Annotated in this window: 19 protein-coding genes; 7 read left to right on the top strand and 12 right to left on the bottom strand. The window is 64.4% G+C overall.

The genetic code is table 11. The features are described 5' to 3' along the window. Positions 1 to 37 precede the first annotated feature (37 nt). Positions 38 to 1,567, bottom strand: a complete 1,530-nt coding sequence (atpA, locus tag K2Y42_RS13825; protein ID WP_291153489.1) for a F0F1 ATP synthase subunit alpha — start codon at positions 1,565 to 1,567, stop codon at positions 38 to 40. Positions 1,568 to 1,689: 122 nt separating this feature from the next. Next, positions 1,690 to 2,250, bottom strand: coding sequence for a F0F1 ATP synthase subunit delta (locus K2Y42_RS13820; protein ID WP_291153486.1), 561 nt, complete (start codon positions 2,248 to 2,250; stop codon positions 1,690 to 1,692). A 365-nt stretch (positions 2,251 to 2,615) separates the two neighbouring features. Between K2Y42_RS13820 and K2Y42_RS13815 the strand changes: the two genes are divergently transcribed. Continuing rightward, complete coding sequence (locus K2Y42_RS13815; protein ID WP_291153483.1) at positions 2,616 to 3,242, top strand: BA14K family protein; 627 nt, start codon at positions 2,616 to 2,618, stop codon at positions 3,240 to 3,242. A 195-nt stretch (positions 3,243 to 3,437) separates the two neighbouring features. Next, a complete protein-coding gene (locus K2Y42_RS13810) occupies positions 3,438 to 3,719 on the top strand; it encodes a hypothetical protein (RefSeq protein WP_291153480.1) in 282 nt (93 codons plus the stop codon). 31 nt (positions 3,720 to 3,750) lie between these two features. Here K2Y42_RS13810 and K2Y42_RS13805 read toward each other — a convergent pair whose 3' ends face one another. Further along, a complete protein-coding gene (locus K2Y42_RS13805) occupies positions 3,751 to 5,976 on the bottom strand; it encodes a primosomal protein N' (protein ID WP_291153477.1) in 2,226 nt (741 codons plus the stop codon). Positions 5,977 to 6,194: 218 nt separating this feature from the next. Between K2Y42_RS13805 and fsa the strand changes: the two genes are divergently transcribed. Next, positions 6,195 to 6,848: a fructose-6-phosphate aldolase gene (fsa, locus tag K2Y42_RS13800; protein WP_291153474.1), complete on the top strand. Its 654-nt coding sequence runs from the start codon at positions 6,195 to 6,197 to the stop codon at positions 6,846 to 6,848. A 119-nt stretch (positions 6,849 to 6,967) separates the two neighbouring features. On the opposite strand, the gene K2Y42_RS13795 is transcribed toward fsa, so the two are convergent. Next, a complete protein-coding gene (locus K2Y42_RS13795) occupies positions 6,968 to 7,333 on the bottom strand; it encodes an HU family DNA-binding protein (RefSeq protein ID WP_291153470.1) in 366 nt (121 codons plus the stop codon). Between the two features lie 505 nt (positions 7,334 to 7,838). Here K2Y42_RS13795 and K2Y42_RS13790 point away from each other — a divergent pair. Beyond that, positions 7,839 to 8,807, top strand: a complete 969-nt coding sequence (locus K2Y42_RS13790) for a tyrosine recombinase XerC (protein WP_291153467.1) — start codon at positions 7,839 to 7,841, stop codon at positions 8,805 to 8,807. A gap of 77 nt (positions 8,808 to 8,884) precedes the next feature. Beyond that, on the top strand, positions 8,885 to 9,883 hold the full coding sequence (locus K2Y42_RS13785; RefSeq protein WP_291153464.1) for a TraB/GumN family protein: 999 nt from the start codon (positions 8,885 to 8,887) through the stop codon (positions 9,881 to 9,883). 22 nt (positions 9,884 to 9,905) lie between these two features. On the opposite strand, the gene lpdA is transcribed toward K2Y42_RS13785, so the two are convergent. The 7 genes from lpdA to zapE all read right to left on the bottom strand — a co-directional run bounded on the left by lpdA (position 9,906) and on the right by zapE (position 20,534). Next, a complete protein-coding gene (lpdA, locus tag K2Y42_RS13780) occupies positions 9,906 to 11,309 on the bottom strand; it encodes a dihydrolipoyl dehydrogenase (RefSeq protein WP_291153462.1) in 1,404 nt (467 codons plus the stop codon). Positions 11,310 to 11,387: 78 nt separating this feature from the next. Next, positions 11,388 to 12,665 carry a 2-oxoglutarate dehydrogenase complex dihydrolipoyllysine-residue succinyltransferase gene (gene odhB, locus K2Y42_RS13775; protein ID WP_291153459.1) on the bottom strand — a complete coding sequence of 426 codons (1,278 nt, stop codon included), beginning with the start codon at positions 12,663 to 12,665 and terminating at the stop codon, positions 11,388 to 11,390. Between the two features lie 63 nt (positions 12,666 to 12,728). Further along, positions 12,729 to 15,677: a 2-oxoglutarate dehydrogenase E1 component gene (locus K2Y42_RS13770; protein ID WP_291153456.1), complete on the bottom strand. Its 2,949-nt coding sequence runs from the start codon at positions 15,675 to 15,677 to the stop codon at positions 12,729 to 12,731. 122 nt (positions 15,678 to 15,799) lie between these two features. Further along, positions 15,800 to 16,699, bottom strand: a complete 900-nt coding sequence (gene sucD / locus K2Y42_RS13765; RefSeq protein ID WP_291153453.1) for a succinate--CoA ligase subunit alpha — start codon at positions 16,697 to 16,699, stop codon at positions 15,800 to 15,802. 61 nt (positions 16,700 to 16,760) lie between these two features. Then, on the bottom strand, positions 16,761 to 17,960 hold the full coding sequence (gene sucC, locus K2Y42_RS13760) for an ADP-forming succinate--CoA ligase subunit beta (RefSeq protein ID WP_291153450.1): 1,200 nt from the start codon (positions 17,958 to 17,960) through the stop codon (positions 16,761 to 16,763). A 296-nt stretch (positions 17,961 to 18,256) separates the two neighbouring features. Continuing rightward, positions 18,257 to 19,222, bottom strand: coding sequence for a malate dehydrogenase (mdh, locus tag K2Y42_RS13755; protein ID WP_291153448.1), 966 nt, complete (start codon positions 19,220 to 19,222; stop codon positions 18,257 to 18,259). Between the two features lie 202 nt (positions 19,223 to 19,424). Beyond that, positions 19,425 to 20,534: a cell division protein ZapE gene (gene zapE, locus K2Y42_RS13750; protein ID WP_291153445.1), complete on the bottom strand. Its 1,110-nt coding sequence runs from the start codon at positions 20,532 to 20,534 to the stop codon at positions 19,425 to 19,427. A 317-nt stretch (positions 20,535 to 20,851) separates the two neighbouring features. On the opposite strand from zapE, the gene K2Y42_RS13745 reads away from it, so the two are divergent. Both K2Y42_RS13745 and K2Y42_RS13740 read left to right on the top strand, forming a co-directional pair. Next, the gene (locus tag K2Y42_RS13745; RefSeq protein ID WP_291153443.1) at positions 20,852 to 21,427 is read left to right on the top strand and encodes a GNAT family N-acetyltransferase; all 576 of its coding nucleotides are present in this window, start codon (positions 20,852 to 20,854) and stop codon (positions 21,425 to 21,427) included. A 274-nt stretch (positions 21,428 to 21,701) separates the two neighbouring features. Then, positions 21,702 to 21,881 (top strand): hypothetical protein, encoded by a 180-nt coding sequence (locus K2Y42_RS13740; RefSeq protein ID WP_291153440.1) that lies wholly within the window; start codon positions 21,702 to 21,704, stop codon positions 21,879 to 21,881. 134 nt (positions 21,882 to 22,015) lie between these two features. Here K2Y42_RS13740 and K2Y42_RS13735 read toward each other — a convergent pair whose 3' ends face one another. Then, on the bottom strand, positions 22,016 to 22,402 hold the full coding sequence (locus K2Y42_RS13735; RefSeq protein ID WP_291153437.1) for a VOC family protein: 387 nt from the start codon (positions 22,400 to 22,402) through the stop codon (positions 22,016 to 22,018). Between the last annotated feature and the right edge of the window lie 2 nt (positions 22,403 to 22,404).

Here is a 22,404-nt window from a genome sequence, read left to right as displayed (position 1 = left end):
GGGGCGCCGAAGCGCCCGAGCCGAGCAGGCAAAGCCATTAGGCGACGAAGTTCTTCGCGAACGTGTCGAGGAAGCTGACGAGCTTCTTCTCGGTCTCGTCGCTCATCGCCTTGTCGGCGGCAATTGCGCCAAGGATCGACTTCTCGTCGCGCAGACCCGTGAGGAGGCTAGCTTCGAACTTGCCGACGGCGGAAACCGGCAGCGCATCGAGATAGCCGCGCGTGCCCGAGAAGATCACCGCAACCTGCTCTTCCATCTTGAGCGGAGAGAACTGCGGCTGCTTGAGAAGCTCGGTCAGGCGTGCGCCGCGTGCAAGCAGCTTCTGCGTGGCCGCATCGAGGTCGGAGCCGAACTGAGCGAAGGCCGCCATTTCGCGGTACTGCGCGAGCTCGCCCTTGATCTTGCCGGCAACCTGCTTCATCGCCTTCGTCTGAGCCGACGAGCCGACGCGCGACACCGAGAGACCGACGTTCACGGCCGGACGGATGCCCTGATAGAAGAGATCGGTTTCGAGGAAGATCTGGCCGTCGGTGATCGAAATCACGTTCGTGGGAATGTAGGCCGACACGTCGTTGGCCTGGGTCTCGATGACGGGCAGCGCCGTGAGCGAACCCTTGCCGGCTGCGTCGCCGAGCTTGGCGGCGCGCTCGAGAAGACGAGAGTGGAGATAGAAAACGTCGCCCGGGTAGGCTTCGCGGCCCGGCGGGCGGCGCAGCAGCAGCGACATCTGACGATAAGAAACGGCCTGCTTGGAGAGGTCGTCATAGGCGATCACGGCGTGCATGCCGTTGTCGCGGAAGTACTCGCCCATGGTGCAGCCGGTGAACGGCGCGAGGTACTGCATCGGCGCCGGATCGGAAGCGGTTGCAGCGACGACGATCGAATACTCGAGAGCGCCGCGCTCTTCGAGAACCTTCACGAACTGCGCAACCGTCGAACGCTTCTGGCCGACAGCGACGTACACGCAGTAAAGCTTTGCGGTCTCGTCCGTACCGGCGTTGGCCGGCTTCTGGTTGAGGAAGGTGTCGAGAATGATCGCGGTCTTGCCGGTCTGACGGTCGCCGATGATCAGCTCGCGCTGGCCGCGGCCGACGGGGATCAGAGCGTCCACGGCCTTGAGGCCGGTTGCCATCGGCTCGTGCACCGACTTGCGGGGCAGAATGCCGGGAGCCTTGACGTCGACGCGCTTGCGCGTGTCGGACTTGATCGGGCCCTTGCCGTCGATCGGGTTGCCGAGACCGTCGACGACGCGGCCGAGAAGGCCCTTGCCGACAGGAACTTCCACGATGGCGCCGGTCCGCTTGACGGTGTCGCCTTCCTTGATGGTGCGGTCGTCGCCGAAGATCACGACGCCGACGTTGTCGGCTTCGAGGTTGAGCGCCATGCCGCGGATGCCGCCCGGGAACTCGACCATTTCACCGGCCTGGACGTTGTCGAGGCCGTAAACGCGTGCAATGCCGTCGCCCACCGACAGCACTTGGCCGATTTCCGAAACTTCGGCTTCCTTACCAAAATTCTTGATCTGATCCTTGAGGATCGAGGTGATCTCTGCAGCCCGGATGTCCATAACTTGACCTCGTCTTCTGGGGCGTTTTCTCTGGTTGTTTCTTCGTGCGAGCGGGCCTCAAACCGGCCTGCTCATTGACGTTCGTGGAGCGCTAGGGAGGAAGGCGTCGGGCGAACCCGGCGTCAGTGCCCTCCCTTGAGCGAAAGACTGAGATTGGCGAGCTTCGTCTTGAGGGACGAATCGACCATGCGGCTGCCGAGCTTCACGACCAGGCCACCGATCAGCGAAGGATCGACCTTGGTTGCGAGCGTCACGTCCTTGCCGACGGCATCCTTGAGAGCGGCCTTGAGGGCCGTGGACTGCGCATCCGTCAACGGATGAGCGCTGGCCACGTCGGCCGTCACTTCACCGCGCGATTTCGCAGCCAGAGCCTGGAAGGCGCGCGCCATGTCGGGCGCCGAGAACAGGCGCCGGTTGCGAGCCACCAGACTGAAGAAGTTCTTCGAGAGCGCACCCGCTCCGACCTTGTCGAGCACCGCGCTGAGCGCTCGCGCCTGATCTTCGCCCGCGATGACCGGGCTGCGCACCAGGCGCTTCAGATCGGCACTTTCGTCGTAAAGTTGCTGGAATTTGGCGAGATCCTGCTCGACCTCGGGAACTTTGTTCTGCTCGACCGCGAGATCGAACAAGGCGGCCGCATAGCGGCCTGCAACGCCGGAAACGATTGGTTGATCTGTCGCCACGTCAAGAAATCTCGCGTGCTCAAGGGGTTGTAGGAAGCCCCGCGGCCGAAGCCACAGCCCTTTTCATGAATTCTGGGAAAGCAGGCGAGAACAGTACCGCGCAAGAAACGAGCGCGAACCCCACCTGAAAACCCGCGGTTCTGTATCATGTGCGTCACGGCGCATCAACCGGCGAGGCGCAGGCGAGACGCGGCATTTGCGCGGCCTTTCAGCGCTCCACGGGCGACGGTCTGGAAATAATCGAGAACCGCCTTCCTCCCGGTGGGATTTCTACGGATGAGCCCCCACATACACGGGCATGCCCGCGCCCTCTGGAGCGCGGAGCTCGACCAAGCAACCAAATGACGAGCAAGGAGCATCAAGGCATGAGAGGATCGAGGATATTTGCCCTCGCGACACTCCTCGCGCTGCCGATGGCAGGAGCCACGGCGGTGTCCGCGGCGCCAGCCGGCGCAGGCATCGGTAAAGCCGGAGCCGCGATCGGCGCCCCGGCCGACATCGTGACTGTGCAAAAGAACATGGGCGGCTTCGGAGGCGGAGGCGGCGGTGGCTGGAAAGGCGGCGGCGGAGGCGGCGGCCCGTCTTTGGGCGGCGGCGGTGGCGGCGGCTGGAAAGGCGGCGGAGGCGGCCGCGGCCCGTCCCTAGGCGGCGGTGGCGGCGGTTGGAAAGGCGGCGGATACAAACCCGGCGGCCCCGGTCGTCCGTGGCCTGGCAAGCCCGGCAAACCCGGCAACTGGCATGGCAACCCGGGACATGGGCACCATCACCACCACCATCGTCCGCGCTGGTACGGCGTGCCGTACTACTACGACTACGGTGGCTACTATGACGATTACTACGACGACGATTATTACGTTTACGAAGATCGCGGACGCGGGGACGGCGACGCCGTAGCGCGTTGCGCGTCGCGCTATCGCTCGTTCGATCCGCGCACCGGAACCTACAACCCCGGCGGCGGCAGGCCACGCCAGCTCTGCCCCTACCTCAGATAGCGGGCAGCGCAAACGCGAACCCAGCACTAGGAAAAGCCGCGCATCTCATGCGCGGCTTTTCTCTTTACGCCTGGTAACGAAGATGAACCTAAGCTGCACGCGCCATTCAGGACGGGTTCAGTGCGCCACCGCTACCGTGATCTCCAACGTGCCAGGAAAGTCCCGGCACTTGGGATCAGTTGGTAGGGGAAAGATATGTCCTTCAAGAAATTCGCAACCTCAGCCGCAGTCATGACCGGCCTCATCGCGGCGAACCTGGGCCCGCTTGCAACCGCTGCAAGCGCACACGAACGCTGGAACGACGGATACAACCGGGGCTACGCGCGCCACTACGACGGCCCGCGTCAGTACTACGATCACGGCCCCCGCTATCGCTACGTCAAGAAGCGCCACAACCACGGCCGAGACGTTGCAAAGGGTCTCGCAATCGGCCTCGGCGTCCTTGCGGTCGGATCGATCCTGGCTCACGGCCGCTAACCGGCGCACGTAGCCGGAACGCTTCCGAGAGCTACAGGAAATTGTACGGATCGATGTCGACGGTGAGGCGCAGATCTCCTCCGATTTTCGGAAGCGCCTCACCCCACGCTCTGAGATAAGCCTGGATGTTCCTGTCGCGCGGTGCCTTCACGAGCAAGCGCCAGCGATGCCGCCCGCGCACGATCGAGATCGGCGCTTCAGCGGGCCCGAGCACTTCGATCTGCTCGGCCTGCGGTGCCCGCCGCGCGACTTCACGCGCGAACTTTTCCGCCAGATCCTTGTCGCGCGCCGAGATCACGAGCGCCGCGAGCCGCCCGAACGGCGGCAGCAGTCCGCGCCGGCGCATGTCGATTTCGCGATCGAGGAACGCGTCCCGGTCGCCGAGAATGATCGACTCCATCACCGGATGCTCCGGCATGTGCGTCTGGATGAAGCCGCGCCCCTTGGTGAGCGCGCGCCCCGCGCGTCCCGTCACCTGATGCAGAAGCTGGAACGTACGCTCGCCCGCGCGCGGATCCGCCCCCATCGACAATCCGAGATCGCCGTCGACGATGCCGACCGTCGCCAGCAGCGGAAAGTTGTGGCCCTTGGCGACGATCTGCGTCCCGATGATGATGTCCACCTCGCCGCTCTCGATGGATCCGATGATGCGGCGCATTTCATCGAGACCCGGAATGAGATCCGAGGACAGGAGTGCGAGCCGCGCCTCCGGAAACCGTTCGCGCACCTCTTCCGCCACGCGCTCCACGCCCGGACCGCACGCGACGAGTGAGCCCTCCTCGCCGCACTTGGGGCACGTCTCCGGCATCGGCAGCGAGAAACCGCAGTGATGGCAGTTGAGCTTGCGGCGAAACCGATGCTCGACGAGCCACGCCGTGCACTGCGGACATTCGAAGCGATGCCCGCAGCTCCGGCACAGCGTCAGCGGCGCATAGCCCCGCCGGTTGAGGAACAGCAGCGATTGCTGGCGGTCCGCCAGCGTATCCTTGAGCGCATCGACGAGCACCGGCGACAGCCACTGGCCCTTTTCGGGCGGATGCGTGCGCATGTCGATGGGCGTGATTTCCGGCAGGTCCGCGCCCGTGAAGCGTCCCGGCAGCACGATGTGCCGGTAGCGGCCGTTGCGTGCGTTGACGTGGCTTTCGATCGACGGCGTGGCCGACGCAAGGATCACCGGAAACTTGCCGAGGCTCCCGCGCACGACGCTGAGATCGCGGCCCTGGTAGTGCACGCGGTCATCCTGCTTGAAGCCGGGATCGTGCTCTTCGTCGACGATCACGAGCCCGAGATCGCTGTACGGCAGAAACAGCGCCGAGCGCGCCCCCACCACGACGCGCGCTTCGCCCGTCGCCGCAGCCCGCCAGACCCGCCCGCGCTCGGGCCCCGACAGCGCCGAATGCCATTCCGCCGGCAGACACCCGAAGCGCGCCACGAACCGGCTCATGAACTGGCCCGTGAGCGCAATCTCCGGCAGCATGATCATGGCCTGCTTGCCGCGCCGCAGCGTCTCGGCCACCGCTTCGAAGTAGACTTCCGTTTTGCCGGATCCCGTCACGCCATCGAGCAGCGATACGGAATAGGCCCCCGCATGCACCGACGACACGAGCGCATGCACCGCTTCGGTCTGCGCCTGCGTGAAGTCCGTCACGCGGTGATCGGGATCGGGCTCCGGAAAGCGCCGCTCCGGGATCGCCACCTCGACGAGGTTGCCCGACGCGACGAGCCCGTCCACCACGCCCGTGCTGCACTGCGCTTCAGCCGCGAGCGCGGATTTCGCGCGGATCATGCCGTCGCGCGCAAGCTCCAGCGCACGCTGGCGCGCCGGCGTCATGCGCGCCGGTTCACCCGCATCCGCCACGATCCGGACGCCGAACCGCGGCTTCACGGGCTCGAAAGCCGCCTGCGCGCTCATCATCATGCGCGCCACCATGCCGAGCGGCGTCAACGTATAACCCGCGATCCATTCGGCGAAGCGAAGCGAGATCAGGGGCAGCGCGGGCACGTCCAGCCGCTCGCTCACCGCCTTCATCTTTTTGGGGTCGACGGCGCGCGCCTCGCCCACCGGCGCATCCCACACCACACCGATCCGGGTCTGCGCACCGAACGGCACCAGCACGAAGCAGCCGGGCTCAATTTCGAGCCCTTCCGGCACAAAGTAATCGTAAGTCTGATCGAGCGGCGCACCGGGCATCAGCACGGGCACGGTGCCCCGCGCCACGTTTTCACCCTTTTCATTAAGGCCAAGAAGGCTATCCAAGTGTCCCGCCGCCGGATTAGAAGCTATCAAACGAGGTCATCAGCGATGGTGTGCCCGGAAAACGTCGCCGTTTTCCGTTTAGACGCACAAACACGACACGACAGAGATGGGGTCGGCTGACGGCCGCACCAAGACAAACTAGTTCACACGCACGAATTCGCACACACGAACGCGCATACATGGGGATGCCCCGCTCGGGGCAGCACAAAGGGCCAAGAATGAAGTTCTTCGTCGATACTGCCGATGTCAACGAAATCAGGGAGCTGGCTGCCACCGGGCTGCTGGACGGCGTCACCACCAACCCCTCGCTGATTGCAAAATCCGGCCGCGATTTCAAGGAAACGATCGCCGAGATCTGCGCCGTGCTGCCGGGCCCCGTTTCGGCCGAAGTCGCCGCCACCGACTACGACGGCATGATGAGAGAAGCGCATATCCTGCGCAAGATCGCCCGCAACGTCACCATCAAGGTGCCGCTCACGCTCGACGGCCTCAAGGCCTGCAAGGCGCTGACGTCCGACGGCACGATGGTCAACGTCACGCTCTGCTTCTCGGCCAATCAGGCGCTTCTTGCCGCGAAGGCCGGCGCCACGTTCGTCTCGCCGTTCATCGGCCGCCTCGACGACATCGGCCTGAACGGCATGGACCTCATCCGCGAGATCCGCGCCATCTACGACAACTACCAGGATTTGGAGACGGACATTCTCGCCGCCTCCATCCGTACGGTGAACCACGTCAAGGAGGCGGCTCTGATCGGCGCCGACGTCGCGACCGTGCCGCCGTCGATCCTGAAGGCGCTCGTCAAGCATCCGCTCACGGACGCAGGCCTCGCCCAGTTCGTTGCCGATTGGAAGAAGACCGGCCAGACGATCTAGCGTCCGCCGTTCAATCGAACGCCTGCGCGCCGCGAGCCAAGCACATCACAAAAAGAACAAGGCGAGCGGCCGTTCTACGGACCACTCGCCTTTTCCAAGCAAATCGGGCTTTTTCGGCCTTAGATCTGCTCTTTGAGATCCTTGGCGGCGCGGAAGGCCACCTTCTTGCTGGCCTTGATCTTGATCGCTTCGCCGGTCGCGGGGTTGCGGCCCATGCGAGCCGGGCGCTTGCGAACCTGCAGGATGCCGAGACCGCCGATGCGGATCCGGTCGCCCTTCTTGAGATGCTTGGTGATCAGAGCGACCATGTCTTCGAGCACGGCGTTGGCCTGCTTCTTCGGCATGTCGTGCGATTCCGAAAGCGCAACGCCGATGTGGCGCAGCGTGACGGTCGTGGCGGTCTTCGTTGCAGGCGCCTTTGCAGCGGTCTTGGACGCTGCCTTCGCTGCCGGCTTAGGGGCAGCCTTGGTGAGAGTTTTAGCCATGGGATGTTTCCTCGGAAAAAAGAATCAATGACCGCGAAAAGATACAATAAGAATGAGCTTTCGCGGCTACGGATATAAAAAGCCTGCGCTTTTTTGCCTTACACTTGGAGTTTCGGCCACGCTTGCACGCGCAACGGAGCGCGTTTCCCTGCCAATCAGACCGTGTTTGATGTGATGAGTGAGGGGCCAAGCATCGAAGTTGCATAGCACCGCCGCGCGTATGCGCGCAATCGAGAGCAACTGAAAAAGTTGCGATTCGCCTTTAAAACCGGGCTCTGCCGTCACGTCGCACCCATCGCGCTATCTTAAGCCTTGTCGGGCGACCTTCGAAAAACCACTGAAAACAGCCTACTTTTGATCGAATCGAGCCGCACCCGACGCAGGCTCCGAACGGACGTGACGTGTGCACCGCAACGCGTTTGCTCCGCGCTCGCACCTTCGCGCGTGTGCAAAAAGGCCCAAATCACATACGTTTCTTTTACCTCGCCACCCCGATGATGCCGCAATGACTAGCGACGGACACCCACTGGAACACCTGCTCGACGCCGATGGAGAGCTGCCGCTCGCCGGTGATTTCGTCGACGCGGCCACCGCGTGGCTCGATCACCTGACGCACGAGCGCAACCACTCGGCTGCCACCGTCACCGCCTACGAGCGCGATCTCCGCCAGTTCGCGGGCTTCCTCACGCGCGAACTCGGCCACGCTCCGTGCCTCGCCGACCTCGCCCGTCTCGACGTCAAAACCGTGCGCCGCTTCCTGGCCGCGCGCCGAAAAAGCGGCGTCACGAGCCGCTCGCTCTCGCGCAGCCTTTCGGCCTTGCGCACGTTCCATCGCTGGCTAGAAGCAACCGGCCGCATCGCCAACCGGGCGTTCGCGCAGATGGCCATGCCCCGCATTCCCCATTCGGTCCCGAAGCCGCTGACCATCGACAAAGCCAAGGCCCTCGTTGAAGGCGAAAGCGACGGCGACGACTGGATCCGCGCCCGCGACGTCGCGGTCATGCTGCTGCTCTACGGCGCGGGGCTGCGCATTTCGGAAGCTCTCGGCCTCACGCGCCGCGAGGCTCCCCTCCCCGGCCGCGACGTGCTGCGCATCACCGGCAAGGGCGGCAAGGAGCGCCTCGTGCCGGTGCTGCCGGTAGCGCAGCGAGCCGTCGAACGCTATCTCGCGCTCTGCCCTTATCCGCGCGAACCGGACGACGCGCTCTTCGTGGGTGCGAAAGGCGGCCCGCTCTCGCCGCGCCTCATCCAGCTCGCGATTGCGCGCCTGCGCGACGTGCTGACCCTGCCCGAAACCGCAACGCCGCACGCGCTGCGCCACTCGTTCGCCACGCATCTTTTGTCGGCCGGGGCGGACCTGCGCCAGATCCAGGAACTGCTGGGCCACGCGTCGCTCTCGACGACACAGGTCTATACCGAGGTCGACCGCGAGCGCATCCTCGCCGTCTACGACACCGCCCACCCGCGCGCCTGACGGCGGCGGCGGGCGTGTCCCGGCCCGCCTGCCTTGCCCGAACCGCCAAAACCGGTATCGTCTCGGATGCCATGCGCATGATCCTGCGAAACCGGTTGCTCGGTGCCCTCATTGCCATTCTCGTCGCCGGCACGGCTCACGCCGGTGAAACGGGCGTCGTCCGCTGCAATGGCTTCAATCTCCTCGACAAGCTCGCCGCAACCGATCCAGGTCTGCACGACCGCATCGTCGCCAACGCCGAAAAGATCGAAAACGGCAACGCGGTGCTCTGGAAGGTCGAGCGCGCCGGCCGCGCGCCGTCCCATATCTTCGGCACCGTGCACCTCTCGGACGCGCGCGTCCGCATGAGCGAGACCACGCGCCGCGCCATCAAGGGCGCGCGCACCATCGTCATCGAGAATTCGGACCTCTCCCCGGAAGCGGCCGCCAAGGCCTACCAGGAGGCCGAGAAAACCGCCCTCTTCGAAAATGGCCAGACGCTCGACAAGCTGCTGTCAAAAGCAGAGTTCGAAAAGCTGCAGCGCTCGGTGCGGGGAACACCAGAATCGCTTCGGCCCTATCGTCCCTGGATCGTCTCGCTGATGCTGACCGGATCGGAATGCGAGCGCCAGCGCGTCAGCGAAGGGGCGCTCGTTCTCGACATGACCGTCGCCGAGTACGCTCGCAACCACAACATTCCGCTCGCGGGATTGGAGTCGACGCAAGAGCAGCTCGCCGCCCTCTCCTCGATCCCGGACGACGAGCAGGCCGGCATCCTGCGCGCCAATCTCGCCCTCGCGGACGAAGCCGACAACCTCATGGAAACGATGGTGCAGGTCTACCTGGATCGCCGTGTCGGCGCCCTCTGGGAGCTGCAGCTTGCATTCGCCGAAAAGGCGGGCGTTGCGGCCAAGGACTTCGCATCCTTCGAGCGGGCCATCATCGTCGAGCGAAACCGCAAGATGCGCGACGGGGCGCTCCCTCACCTCGACAAGGGCGGCGCGTTCATTGCCGTTGGCGCGCTGCATCTGCCCGGCAAGACGGGGCTGGTCTCGTTGCTGCGCGAGGCGGGCTATACCCTCACGGCCATCGAGTAACCTCCGTTACGCGGCGCGCGCCTCACATGTGGATCGCGCGCTTGGCGACGGCCATCGCCGCTTCCTTGACGGCTTCCGAAAGCGTCGGATGCGCATGGCAGGTCCGCGCCAGATCTTCCGCCGATCCGCTGAACTCCATGATCACCGCCGCCTCCGCGATCAGCTCGCTGGCGTTGGCGCCGATGATGTGCACGCCCAGGATCCGATCCGTCGTCGCGTCCGCCAGCACCTTGACGAAGCCGTCCGTCGTCCGGTTGGCCTTGGCGCGGCCGTTGGCGAGGAACGGGAACTTGCCGACCGTGTAGCCCACTCCGGCGGCCTTCAGCTCTTCCTCGGATTTGCCGACCGAGGCCACTTCCGGCGTCGTGTAGATCACGTTCGGAATGACGTCGTGGTTCACATGACCAGCCTGGCCCGCGAGGATTTCCGCCACCGCGATGCCCTCGTCCTCGGCCTTGTGCGCCAGCATCGGCCCCGCGATCACGTCGCCGATGGCGTAGATACCGGTCACGTTGGTCTCGAACTGCCCGTTGACGGCGATGCGCTTGCGATTGTCGCGCACCACGCCGAGCTCATCGAGCCCCAGGCCGTCCGTGTAGGGCACGCGGCCGATGGCGATCAGCACGACGTCCGTTTCGATCTTATCCTGCGTACCGCCCTGCGCGGGCTCGAGCGTGACGCTGAGACCGCTGCCCGCGCGCCCGATGGCCGAAACCTTGGTGCCGAGCCGGAAAGACAGCCCCTGCTTGATGAAGATCTTCTCGAGCGACTTGGCGATCTCGCCATCCATGCCCGGAAGAATGCGGTCGAGATACTCAACGACCGTGACGCTTGCCCCGAGCCGCCGCCACACCGAGCCGAGCTCCAGGCCGATCACGCCGGCGCCAACCACGAGCAGCCGTTTCGGAAACTCGGCCAGCGAGAGTCCGCCGGTCGACGAAATGATGCGTGTTTCGTCGAACTCGATGCCCGGCAGCCGCGCAACGTCCGATCCCGTGGCAATGACAATCGAACGCGTCTCGAGCGTCTGGCGCGATCCGTCCTCAGTCGTGACCTCGACGCGTCCAGCGGCAGAGATGCGCCCCGCGCCATGGAACGGCGTGATCTTGTTCTTCTTGAGCAGGAACGCGACACCGTCGACGTTGCCCTTGATCGCCTCGTCCTTGAACGCGAGCATGCGGTCAAGATCGAGCTCGGGCGACACCTTGATGCCCATGCGGGCGAACCCGTGCCCTGCCTCTTCATAGAGTTCGGAGGCGTGCAGCAGCGCCTTCGAGGGAATGCACCCGACGTTGAGGCACGTGCCGCCATACGTCGCGCGCTTCTCGACGATCGCCGTCTTGAGCCCGAGCTGCGCCGCGCGGATTGCGCACACGTAGCCGCCGGGTCCGGCGCCGATCACGATGAGATCAAAGGTATCAGCCATGTGTCGCGCGTCCTCGTCATGCATGTCGTAGATCCCCACCCATCTCCCCACGAAAGGCGGGGCGACAACGAGAGGGAGCTAAAGCTCCAGGATGAACCGCTGCGGATCTTCCAGGCATTCCTTAACGCGCACGAGGAACGTCACGGCCTCCTTGCCGTCAACGAGACGATGGTCGTAGGAGAGCGCGAGATACATCATCGGCCGCGCAACGATCTGCCCGTCCTTGACGACCGGCCGCTCCTCGATGCGGTGCATGCCGAGAATGCCGGCCTGCGGCGCGTTGAGGATCGGCGTCGACAGCATCGACCCGTAGACGCCGCCGTTCGAGATCGTGAACGTGCCGCCCTGCATGTCGCCAATGCCGAGCTTGCCGTCGCGCGCGCGCTTGCCGAACTCGGCGATCTTCGCTTCGATCTCGGCAATCGACAGCTGGTCGGCTTCGCGCACCACCGGCACGACGAGGCCGCGGTCCGTGCCGACGGCCACGCCAATGTGATAGTAGTTCTTGAAGACGATATCCTCGCCGTCGATCTCGGCGTTCACCGCCGGAATTTCCTTCAGCGCCTGGATGCAGGCTTTGACGAAGAAGCCCATGAAGCCGAGCTTCGTTCCGTGGCGGCGCTCGAACAGCTCCTTATACTGCGCGCGCATGGCCATCACGGCGCTCATGTCGACGTCGTTGAACGTCGTCAGCATGGCCGCGGTGTTCTGCGCCTCCTTGAGGCGCAGCGCGATGGTCTGGCGCAGGCGCGTCATGCGCACGCGCTCTTCCCGGCCCTCTTCGCTCACGGCGGCTGGCAGGCGCACATCCGGCTTCACGAACTCGCGCATCTGCTGCTTGGCGGGCACTTGCGCCGGCGCGGGCGCTTCGGCGCGCGCTTCCGCTGCCGCCTTCTGGCCGCTCACTGCGCTGGCGACTGCGGCGACCACATCTTCCTTCAGCACCTGACCGCGACGGCCGGACCCGTTGACGTCGTCGGCCGAGAGACCGGCCTCATCGAGATGCTTGCGGGCCGCCGGGCTGGGCGGCGCTTTCGATGCCGCAGGCGCCGGGGCCGTTGCGGGAGCGGCAGACTTGGCCTCAGATTTCGCGGCGGCAGGTGCGGGCTTTGCCGCAGCGCCCTCTGCCAGCGCGCCGAGCACGGCTCCGATGGCAACCGTCTGTCCCTGCTGCACGAGGATTTCCGCGAGCTGCCCCGCGGCCGGCGCCGGCACCTCGACAGTCACCTTGTCGGTCTCAAGCTCCACCAGCGGCTCGTCGGCACGCACGGCATCGCCCGGCTTCTTGAGCCATTTGCCAACAGTCGCTTCGGCAACCGACTCTCCGAGAGTCGGCACGCGGATCTCGATCGTCATGTCTGTCCAGCCCTTTCCATGCCAGGCGCCGATGCGCCCGGCCTCCCGCACGTCAAGAAGTGATCAGCCCTTGAGCGCATCGGCCACCAGGGCTTTCTGTTCGGCAATGTGTTTGCTCATGAGACCAGTCGCCGTCGACGCCGAAGCGCTGCGGCCCGCGTAACGCACGCGCCGCCCAGCGGGCGCGAGGCGATCGGCCACCCAATTGATGTTCGGCTCGATGAAGGTCCAGGCGCCCATGTTCTTGGGCTCCTCCTGGCACCAGACCAGATCCGCGTTCGGGAAGCGCCCGATCTCATGCAGCAGCGCGCGCGCCGGGAACGGATAAAGCTGCTCGACACGCATGATGTAGATGTCGTGCAGCTCCTCCGCGTCGCGCGCGTCGGCGAGGTCGTAGTACACCTTGCCCGAGCAAAGCACGACGCGCTTGATCTCGGCGTCCGTCTTGCGCAGGTCGTCCCACAGCACGCGATGGAACGTCGTGCCGGGACCCATCTCGTCCAGCCGCGAGATGACGCGCTTGTGGCGCAGAAGCGACTTCGGCGTCATCAGGATCAGCGGCTTGCGGAAGCTGCGATGCAGCTGCCGCCGCAGGATGTGGAAGTAGTTGGACGGCGTCGTGCAGTTTGCAACCTGCCAGTTGTCCTCGGCCGAGAGCTGCAGGAAGCGCTCCAGGCGGGCCGACGAATGCTCCGGCCCCTGCCCCTCGTAGCCGTGCGGCAGCAGGCACACGAGGCCCGACATGCGCAGCCACTTGCGCTCGCCCGACGAGATGAACTGGTCGAACACCACCTGCGCACCGTTCGCGAAGTCGCCGAACTGCGCTTCCCACGCGACGAGCGCATTCGGCTCCGCCAGAGAATAGCCGTACTCGAAACCGAGCACCGCTTCTTCGGACAGCATCGAGTTGATGACTTCGAAGTTGGCCTGGTTCGGCGAGATGTGCCGCAGCGGCGTGTAGCGCCGTTCCGTTTCCTGGTCGATCAGCACGGAGTGGCGCTGCGAGAACGTGCCGCGCTCGCAATCCTGACCCGACAGGCGCACCCGGAAGCCTTCCGACACCAGCGTGCCGAACGCCAGATGTTCGGCCATCGCCCAGTCGACACCCTCGCCCTTGGTGATCATATCGCGCCGCCGCTCGAGCAGGCGCGCGATCGTCTTGTGGGCCGCGAAATCCGACGGCATGACGGTGAGGCGGTTGCCGACCTCACGCAGCGTCTCCATCGACACGCCGGTGTTTCCGCGCCGCTCGTCGTCATCGGCATGGCCGACGCCGCTCCACCGGCCGTCCAGCCAGTCTGCCTTGTTCGGCATGTAGGCTTCCGCGGCCGCCAGCTCCGTCTCGAGGAACGAGCGGAACTCGCCCTTCATGCCGTCCACTTCTTCCGACGTGACGACGCCTTCCTCGATCAGGTCCTTCGAGTAGATCTCAACCACGCTCGGATGCTTGCGGATCCGGTCGTACATGAGCGGCTGCGTGAACGCGGGCTCATCCGTCTCGTTGTGGCCGAACCGCCGGTAGCAGAACATGTCGATCACGACCGGCTTCTGGAACTTCTGCCGGAACTCGGTGGCGATCTTGGCCACGTGCACCACGGCTTCCGGATCGTCGCCGTTGACGTGGAAGATCGGCGCCTCGATCACGCGCGCCACGTCCGAGCAGTAAGGCGACGAACGCGAATGGCGCGGGTTGGTGGTGAAGCCGATCTGGTTGTTGATGATGAAATGGATCGAGCCGCCCGTGCGGTGCCCCTTGAGGCCGGAGAGTCCCAGGCACTCCGCCACCACGCCTTGGCCCGCGAACGCCGCGTCGCCATGGATGAGCAGCGGCAGCACGGCCGTGCGATCGCTCGGATCGCACTTCAATTGATCCTGCTTGGCGCGCACCTTGCCGAGCACGACGGGATCGACGATTTCGAGATGCGAAGGGTTCGCCGTCAGCGACAGATGCACCGCGTTGCCGTCGAACTGCCGGTCGGACGATGCGCCGAGGTGATACTTGACGTCGCCCGATCCTTCGACGTCGTCCGGCTTCCACGAGCCGCCCTTGAACTCGTTGAAGATGGCGCGGAACGGCTTGGCCATCACGTTCGAGAGCACGTTGAGGCGTCCGCGATGCGCCATGCCGATGACGATTTCTTTGACGCCGAGCTGGCCGCCGCGCTTGATGATCTGTTCCAGCGCCGGAATCGCGGACTCGCCGCCATCGAGCCCGAAGCGCTTCGTGCCGGTGTACTTGACGTCGGCGAAGCGCTCGAACATCTCGCTATCGATGAGCTTGCGCAGGATCGCCTTCTTGCCCATTTCGGTGAAGGTGATGTCCTTTTCATCGCCCTCGATGCGATGCTGGATCCACGACTTCTGGGCCGGCGACGTGATGTGCATGAACTGGTAGCCGATCTTGCGGCAATAGGTGCGCCGCAGGATGCGCAGCACCTGCCGGATCGACGCCGTGTCGAGGCCGAGGTAGCGGTCCATGAAGATCGGCCGGTCGAGATCGGCCTCCGTGAAGCCGTAGGTCTCGGCCCTCAGCTCCTTGTGGACGCGCCGTTCGGTGAGCCCGAGCGGATCGAGATTGGCCGCGAGATGCCCCATCACGCGATAGGCGCGGATCAGCATGATCGCGCGCACGCTGTCCTGGATGGCACGAACAGATGCGGCGGGCGTGATGTCGAGCCCGTTGCTGTAGGCCTTCGCCTGCATCCTGTCGCGTAGGCCGCGTTCGACCTCGCCGTAGTCTCCGGTCAGCGCTGAAACGAGCTCCGTTGGCGCGCCCTGGATCCGATCGAGCGGCAGTGCCCATGAGGGCTCCCGCGCGCCGCGATCTGCGTCCCCGTCGTGCGAGATCCCATCACGCGATCCGCGCATGCTCTCGAAAAACAGCCGCCATTCGTCACTGACGGACCCGGGATTCTTTTCGTACTGGCTTTGTAGCTCTTCGATGTACGGCGCGTTCACGCCGTTGAGAAACGACGTTCTGCCGAACCTGTCGTTGAGCGCCTGACGTGACATGAGTGACCCCGCCTGTCTGAACCCGGCCCGTCCCGGGCCATGGCCGTCTACTTTGCCCGGGACTTAGGCGATTCTCCGCGTTTCACATGACACACTTATGTATAGTATGTATAGGGCCGATCTCAGCCCTTTAGAACTTTCGTCAAAGTCGTCCCCAGCGAAGCGGGGCTGTCGGCAATGGAGATGCCGGCGCGGCGCATCGCGTCAACCTTGTCTTCGGCGCGGCCCTGCCCGCCGGAGATGATCGCACCCGCGTGACCCATGCGACGACCGGGAGGCGCCGTCATGCCGGCGATGAAGCCCGCCATCGGCTTCTTGCGGCCCTTCTTCGCTTCGCTGATCAGGAACTCGGCGGCTTCTTCCTCGGCCGATCCGCCGATTTCGCCGATCATGATGATCGAATGCGTATCCGGATCGGCAAGGAACAGCTCGAGCACGTCGATGAACTCGGTGCCCTTCACCGGGTCGCCGCCGATGCCGACCGCCGTCGACTGGCCGAGGCCCGCGTCCGTCGTTTGCTTGACCGCTTCATAAGTAAGAGTGCCGGAGCGCGAGACAATGCCCACCGTCCCCTTGCGGAAGATGTTGCCCGGCATGATGCCGATCTTGCATTCCTTGGGCGTGAGCACGCCCGGGCAGTTCGGCCCGATCAGGCGCGACTTGGAACCGCCAAGCGCCCGCTTCACGCGCACCATGTCGAGCACCGGAATGCCTTCCGTGATGCAGATGATCAGCGGAATTTCGGCATCGATGGCTTCGAGAATGGCGTCGGCCGCAAACGGCGGCGGCACGTAGACGGCGCTCGCCGTCGCACCGGTCTTCGCCTTGGCTTCCTGCACCGTATTGAACAGCGGCAGATCCGCCAGCTCCGGATCGGCCGGCTTGGTGCCACCCTTGCCCGGCGTGACGCCGCCGGCCACCTTCGTGCCGTAGGCGCGCGCCTGCTTGGTGTGGAACGTTCCCTGGCTGCCTGTCAGGCCCTGGCAGATCGTGATGGTCGACTTGTCGACGAGAATGGCCATGTCGTCTCTCTAACCCTGAAATGTCTAACGGTGGCGGCTCCGCGCTTTGCGCGAGCGCCTCCTAGGCTGCGACCTTGATGGCGGATGTGATCTTGGCTGCGGCGTCCGCGAGATCATCGGCCGGCACGATCTTGAGACCGCTCTTGGCCAGGATCTCCTTGCCGAGATCGACGTTCGTGCCTTCGAGGCGCACGACGAGCGGCACCGTGATGGCCATCTCGCGGGCAGCCGCGACAATGCCTTCCGCGATGATGTCGCAACGCATGATGCCGCCGAAGATGTTGACCAGGATGCCCTTCACCGACGGATCGGACAGGATGATCTTGAACGCCGCCTGCACCTTTTCCTTGGAAGCGCCGCCGCCGACGTCGAGGAAGTTGGCGGGCTCGGAGCCGTAGAGCTTGATGATGTCCATCGTCGCCATGGCCAGGCCGGCGCCGTTGACCATGCAGCCGATCGAGCCGTCGAGCTTGATATAAGAGAGCTCGTGGCGCGCCGCCTCGATCTCCATCGGATCTTCTTCGTTCTCGTCGCGCAGCGCCACGATATCGGGATGGCGGAAGAGCGCGTTGCTGTCGAAGCTCATCTTGGCGTCGAGCGCGATCAGGTGGCCGTCCGTCGTCACGACCAGCGGGTTGATCTCGATCAGGCTCACGTCCTTTTCGAGCACGAGGCGATAAAGCCCTTCGATCATCGCCGCGCATTCCTTGATTTGCCCGCCGGTGAGACCCAGCGCGAAAGCGATCTTGCGCGAGTGGAAGGGCTGCAGGCCGGATGCCGGATCGATCGTGAGCGTCAGGATCTTGTCGGGCGTGTCATGCGCCACCTTCTCGATGTCCATGCCGCCTTCGGTCGAAGCGATGAACGCGACGCGCGAGCTGGCGCGGTCGACGAGCGCCGAAAGATAGAGCTCGCGCCCGATGCTGGTCGCTTCCGAAAGATAGAGGCGCTTCACTTCGCGCCCCGCCGGTCCCGTCTGGATGGTGACGAGCGTATGGTTCAGCATCTGCTCGGCGAGCGCGCGCGCTTCGGCCGGCGACTTCGCGAACCGGACGCCACCCTTCTCGCCCGCTTCCTTTTCCTTGAAGTGACCCTTGCCGCGCCCACCCGCGTGGATCTGCGCCTTCACGACCTTGACCTCGGTCGGGATCGTGGCGGCGATCTTCTCGGCCTCTTCGGGCGAGAATGCCGCGCCGCCGCCCGACGTCGCGACGCCATATTTGCGGAGGAGGTCTTTGGCCTGGTGTTCGTGAATGTTCATGACGGGCGAGATCCCTCTTGGGGTGCTACAGACGTCTGGCGCACGGGCGGCGAGACAAGAGCACGTCGAATTTTGAAGAGAAGCTGGCAATTAGTAGCAACGGCACGTGACCGAGCGGCACGCAACCGGAGGGCGCGCGGAGCACGCTGCCCCGCGCAAGTGTCGTGTCCCCTTCGCGATCCGCGGGGACCGGCGGCTGGTGGGATGGCCGAGAAAATCTCCATCTCCAGCAGCACGGCTCCGAGCGGATTTCTCAAATTGGATCGCACCGGCGAACCTGTGCGATCCGAGTATCTCTACGCGCCGAGCTGCGGGTTGATCTTCACGCACGCATCGACCAGACCCTTCACGGATTCGATCGACTTCATGAGCATCGCGCGTTCCGCGGAGTTGAGGTCGATTTCGACCACGCGCTCCGTTCCGCCCGAGCCGATGATGGTCGGCACGCCGATATAGAGACCCTTAACACCGTACTCGCCGTTGAGGTAAGCGGCACATGGCAGCACGCGCTTCTTGTCCTTGAGGAAGCTCTCCGCCATCGCGATCGCGGAAGCGGCCGGCGCATAGTAGGCCGAGCCCGACTTGAGCAGCGCCACGATCTCGCCGCCGCCCTTGCGCGTCCGGTCGACGATCTGGTCGAGGCGCTCCTGGCGGATCCAGCCCATCTTGACGAGGTCCGGCAGCGGAATGCCGCCGACCGTCGAGTAGCGCACCAGCGGCACCATGTCGTCGCCGTGGCCGCCGAGCACGAAGGCCGAGACGTCCTCGACCGACACCCGGAACTCCTCCGAGAGGAAATGACGGAAGCGCGCCGTATCCAGCACGCCCGCCATGCCGATCACCATGTTGCGCGGCAGCCCGGACGACTTCTGCAGCGCCCACACCATGGCGTCGAGCGGATTGGTGATGCAGATGACGAACGCGTTCGGCGCATACTTGCGAATGCCCGCGCCGACCTGCTCCATGACCTTGAGGTTGATGCCGATAAGATCGTCGCGGCTCATGCCGGGCTTGCGCGGCACGCCTGCGGTGACGATGCAGACGCTGGCGCCTTCGATATCGGCGTAGGCGTTGGTGCCCTTGAGGTTGCAGTCGAAACCTTCCACCGCGCCCGACTGGGCGATGTCCAGGGCCTTACCTTGCGGCAGTCCTTCTGCGATGTCGAAAATGACGACGTCACCGAGCTCCTTCAGCCCGATCAGATGGGCGAGCGTGCCGCCAATCATGCCACCGCCGATCAACGCGATCTTGCTCCGCGCCATACTTGCTTTCTCCCTGAAGGCTGAGACCCTTGCGCCGGGCCCAGGTTTCCGTGCTGCAGTGCGTAAGACGGATATGTCGGTAAGTCATCTGGAGACGAGAAAATATCCGGCTTTGGTAGGACGAAATGTGAGTGCGCTCAAGTCCGACGGCTGTTGATCGCCGTGATTCGACGGAATGCGCAGGCTCCGAACACGCGTGTGCCTAATCACCGCGCAATTCCGCCGCCCGGGCAAGATAGGCCTCGCTGCGCATTTCCATGAGGCGCGACGCCGTCCGCTCGAACAGTTGCGATCCCTCTCCCTCGGGATAAAGGTGATCCGGCTCCGCCTCCGCCGACATGATCAGCGACGTCCGGCAATCGTAGAGCGTATCGATCAGATGGATCAGCCGCCGGGCCTCGTTGCGCCGCTCCGGCGTCAGCACCGGCACGCCCTCGATCACGACCGTATGGAAGGCATGCGCGATATGGAGATAGTCGAGCGCCCCGAGCGGCTTCTCGCACAAGTCGGCGAATGAAAAGCGCGCAACCCCCATGGAGGCCATCGGCACGCGCACCTGCCGCCCCTTGACGTCCAGGAACGTCGGCGCGCCCGGATGCTGACCGGTCAGCCGCACCCAATGGTCCTCGACGCCGGCCGCCGCCGCCGCATCGCACGGCGTGAAATAAAGAGGGCGCCCCACGAGCTTGTCGAGGCGGAAATCCTTGGCGGACTTGAGCTCGACCGTATCCATGTGCTGCTCCAGCAGCGCGATGAACGGCAGGAAGAGCTGGCGGTTGAGACCGTTCCAGTAAAGCCGCTCGGGCGGCGCATTCGAGGTTGCGACCACCACGACCTCACGCGCAAACAGTGCCTTGAACAGCCGCGCCAGGATCATCGCGTCCGCGATGTCCGTGATCGTGAGCTCGTCGAAACACAATAGCCCCGCCTCGGCCGCGATCTCCGCCGCCACGAAGGGAATGGGATCGCCGTCCGTGGTGGCCCGCCCGCGCTGGATTCGTTCGTGCACCTCGCTCATGAACGCGTGGAAGTGCAGCCGGCGCTTCGGCGTGAACGCCGTCGCATCGTGAAAGAGATCCATCAGCATGGTTTTGCCGCGCCCGACGCCGCCGTGCAGATAGAGCCCGCGCGGTGGTGGCACCTTGGATTTAAAAAAGGCGGCGAGCCGTCCGCCCTGCCGCTGCAGCCGCCAGTCGTCGAGCGCACGCGACAGCGCATCGAGCCGCCGCGCGGCGTCATGCTGGGCCGCATCGGGCTCGATTTCGCCGAGGGCGACGCGCCGCTCGTAGTGCTCCAGAACCGAATTGCCCAATCACCGACCCCGCCGCTGACCGCCATTGTCGCCGGGCCGCGACCCTGCCAGATGCGCCCGGCCCCTCAAACTGAATTGCGCAAGCGCCCGCCTCTGCAGTGCGAACAACGCTGCCCCGCGTTTCTTGCACTGCAGCGCATTTTCGGGGCCACAGCCCCACAGAAAATCACGGAATGGCTTAAATGTCATAGATTTGCGCCATTGTGCAGCGCACAACTCAACATATCTACAGAGCACCGCGGCGGATCCCGCTGCGCCCTGCGATACGGAGAACGGATATGGCGAAAGCTCATGCCCCGCCTCCGGGGAGAACACAGATGACCGACACGACAAATGTCCACGGCACGTTCCGCAAGTTATGGCCGCACGAACAGGCGCTGTTCCGCGACCACCTGCTTCGGCTCGACAAGACGAGCCGGGCCATGCGGTTCGCGCACGGTGTCTCGGACAGCTTCATCGAGGACTACGCGCGCCAGATGGCCGACGCGGGCTCGACTGTCTTTGCTTATGTCGAGGACGGCCAGGTTCGCGCCGCGGCCGAGCTGAAGAAGCTGGGTCCCATCTGGGGCAATGAAGCCGAAGCCGCCTTCTCGGTCGAGAGCGCATTCCAGGACCAGGGTCTCGGAACCGAGATGATGGGCCGCGTCATCCGCGCCGCCCGCAACCGCGGTGTGCACCTTCTCTATATCAGCTGCCTGGCATCGAACGCCGGCATGCAGGCCATCGCCCGCAAGCACGATGCAGAGCTCCGTTTCGAGCTCGGCGAAGTGATCGGCGAGATCGTCCCGCAGGAAGCGAACTACTTTTCGCTCTTCGCCGAGGCCGTCGAAGACCGCATGGACTTCATGATGGCGGTCCTCGATCTGCAACGCCGCGTCGGCCTCGCGGCGTAGCATTCCGCTCCCAGAATTTTCCGAATCCGAGTCCGTTTCGCGACTCGCGACGCCGTTTTTCGCGCTCGCTTTCGCGTCGCGAAGCTCACGTCGCTATGAGAAATTCGCCGTAGCACTTTCAAATATCGACAAAATTGTAGACTTGGCGCAACACTTTTGGTCGAATTCCGATGAATCTGCAGGACGAATCCACTTTTCATGTCAACAAAATCATCGAATTTGCTCATGATTTTTTTGTTCGAAATGATTCGGACGATTTAGAGGGAGAGAACCTATGGCTAAGACTGCTGTGAAGAAGGCTCCGGCTCGCGCTAAGGCGAAGAAGCCGGCTGTTCGTAAGGCCGCTGCAAAGCCCGCCGCTCGCAAGACCGCGAAGCCGGCTGCTCGCAAGGCCGCTAAGCCTGCCGCTCGCAAGGCTGCGAAGCCGGCTGCAAAGAAGAAGAAGGCCGCTTAATAGGCGGACCCGCCTCCCCGCACCTGTCTGGGCAACAGGGCGCGGGTGTCGCGGCTCTTTTTTGGATTCAGTTCCAACTTGAAGACCGGTGGCTGCGGGACGCGCCACCGGTCTTGTTGTTTTTGGGCGCGCGCTTATTCCGGCAGATGGCTGACGGCTTCGACATTGTGACCGTCCGGGTCAATGACGAAGGCACCAAAGTAGTTCGCGTGATAATGCGGGCGAAGGCCGGGCGGACCATTGTCTTTTGCACCGGCCGCCAGGGCCGCTTTATAAAAGTCCGAAACCTGATTTCGGCTTGTAGCAGCAAATGCGACATGCAAGCGGCCGGTAAATGGCTTTCCGGTTCCAATCCAGAACTGGGGCCGATCAACGCCGAAACCGCAATATCCGGCGGGGCCGCCTTCGTCCGACAAATCCTTTTCCAGAAGCAGGCTGATGCCGAGCGGCGCGAGCACCGCGGTATAAAACGCTTTCGAGCGTTCGAAATCGGAGACCGGCAAACCGATATGGTCGAGCACGC

The sequence above is a fragment of the Hyphomicrobium sp. genome (genome assembly GCF_019744875.1).
Taxonomy (GTDB): Bacteria; Pseudomonadota; Alphaproteobacteria; order Rhizobiales; family Hyphomicrobiaceae; genus Hyphomicrobium_C.
The sequence above is the reverse complement of the archived record's forward strand: the minus strand, read 5'-3'. Positions and strand labels throughout refer to the sequence as shown.

Coding starts and splice junctions, on each gene's coding strand:
- atpA (WP_291153489.1), bottom strand. CDS start 1,567: ATGGACATCCGGGCTGCAGAGATCACCTCGATCCTCAAGGATCAGATC.
- K2Y42_RS13815 (WP_291153483.1), top strand. CDS start 2,616: ATGAGAGGATCGAGGATATTTGCCCTCGCGACACTCCTCGCGCTGCCG.
- K2Y42_RS13810 (WP_291153480.1), top strand. CDS start 3,438: ATGTCCTTCAAGAAATTCGCAACCTCAGCCGCAGTCATGACCGGCCTC.
- fsa (WP_291153474.1), top strand. CDS start 6,195: ATGAAGTTCTTCGTCGATACTGCCGATGTCAACGAAATCAGGGAGCTG.
- K2Y42_RS13795 (WP_291153470.1), bottom strand. CDS start 7,333: ATGGCTAAAACTCTCACCAAGGCTGCCCCTAAGCCGGCAGCGAAGGCA.
- K2Y42_RS13790 (WP_291153467.1), top strand. CDS start 7,839: ATGACTAGCGACGGACACCCACTGGAACACCTGCTCGACGCCGATGGA.
- K2Y42_RS13785 (WP_291153464.1), top strand. CDS start 8,885: ATGATCCTGCGAAACCGGTTGCTCGGTGCCCTCATTGCCATTCTCGTC.
- lpdA (WP_291153462.1), bottom strand. CDS start 11,309: ATGGCTGATACCTTTGATCTCATCGTGATCGGCGCCGGACCCGGCGGC.
- odhB (WP_291153459.1), bottom strand. CDS start 12,665: ATGACGATCGAGATCCGCGTGCCGACTCTCGGAGAGTCGGTTGCCGAA.
- K2Y42_RS13770 (WP_291153456.1), bottom strand. CDS start 15,677: ATGTCACGTCAGGCGCTCAACGACAGGTTCGGCAGAACGTCGTTTCTC.
- sucD (WP_291153453.1), bottom strand. CDS start 16,699: ATGGCCATTCTCGTCGACAAGTCGACCATCACGATCTGCCAGGGCCTG.
- sucC (WP_291153450.1), bottom strand. CDS start 17,960: ATGAACATTCACGAACACCAGGCCAAAGACCTCCTCCGCAAATATGGC.
- mdh (WP_291153448.1), bottom strand. CDS start 19,222: ATGGCGCGGAGCAAGATCGCGTTGATCGGCGGTGGCATGATTGGCGGC.
- K2Y42_RS13745 (WP_291153443.1), top strand. CDS start 20,852: ATGACCGACACGACAAATGTCCACGGCACGTTCCGCAAGTTATGGCCG.
- K2Y42_RS13740 (WP_291153440.1), top strand. CDS start 21,702: ATGGCTAAGACTGCTGTGAAGAAGGCTCCGGCTCGCGCTAAGGCGAAG.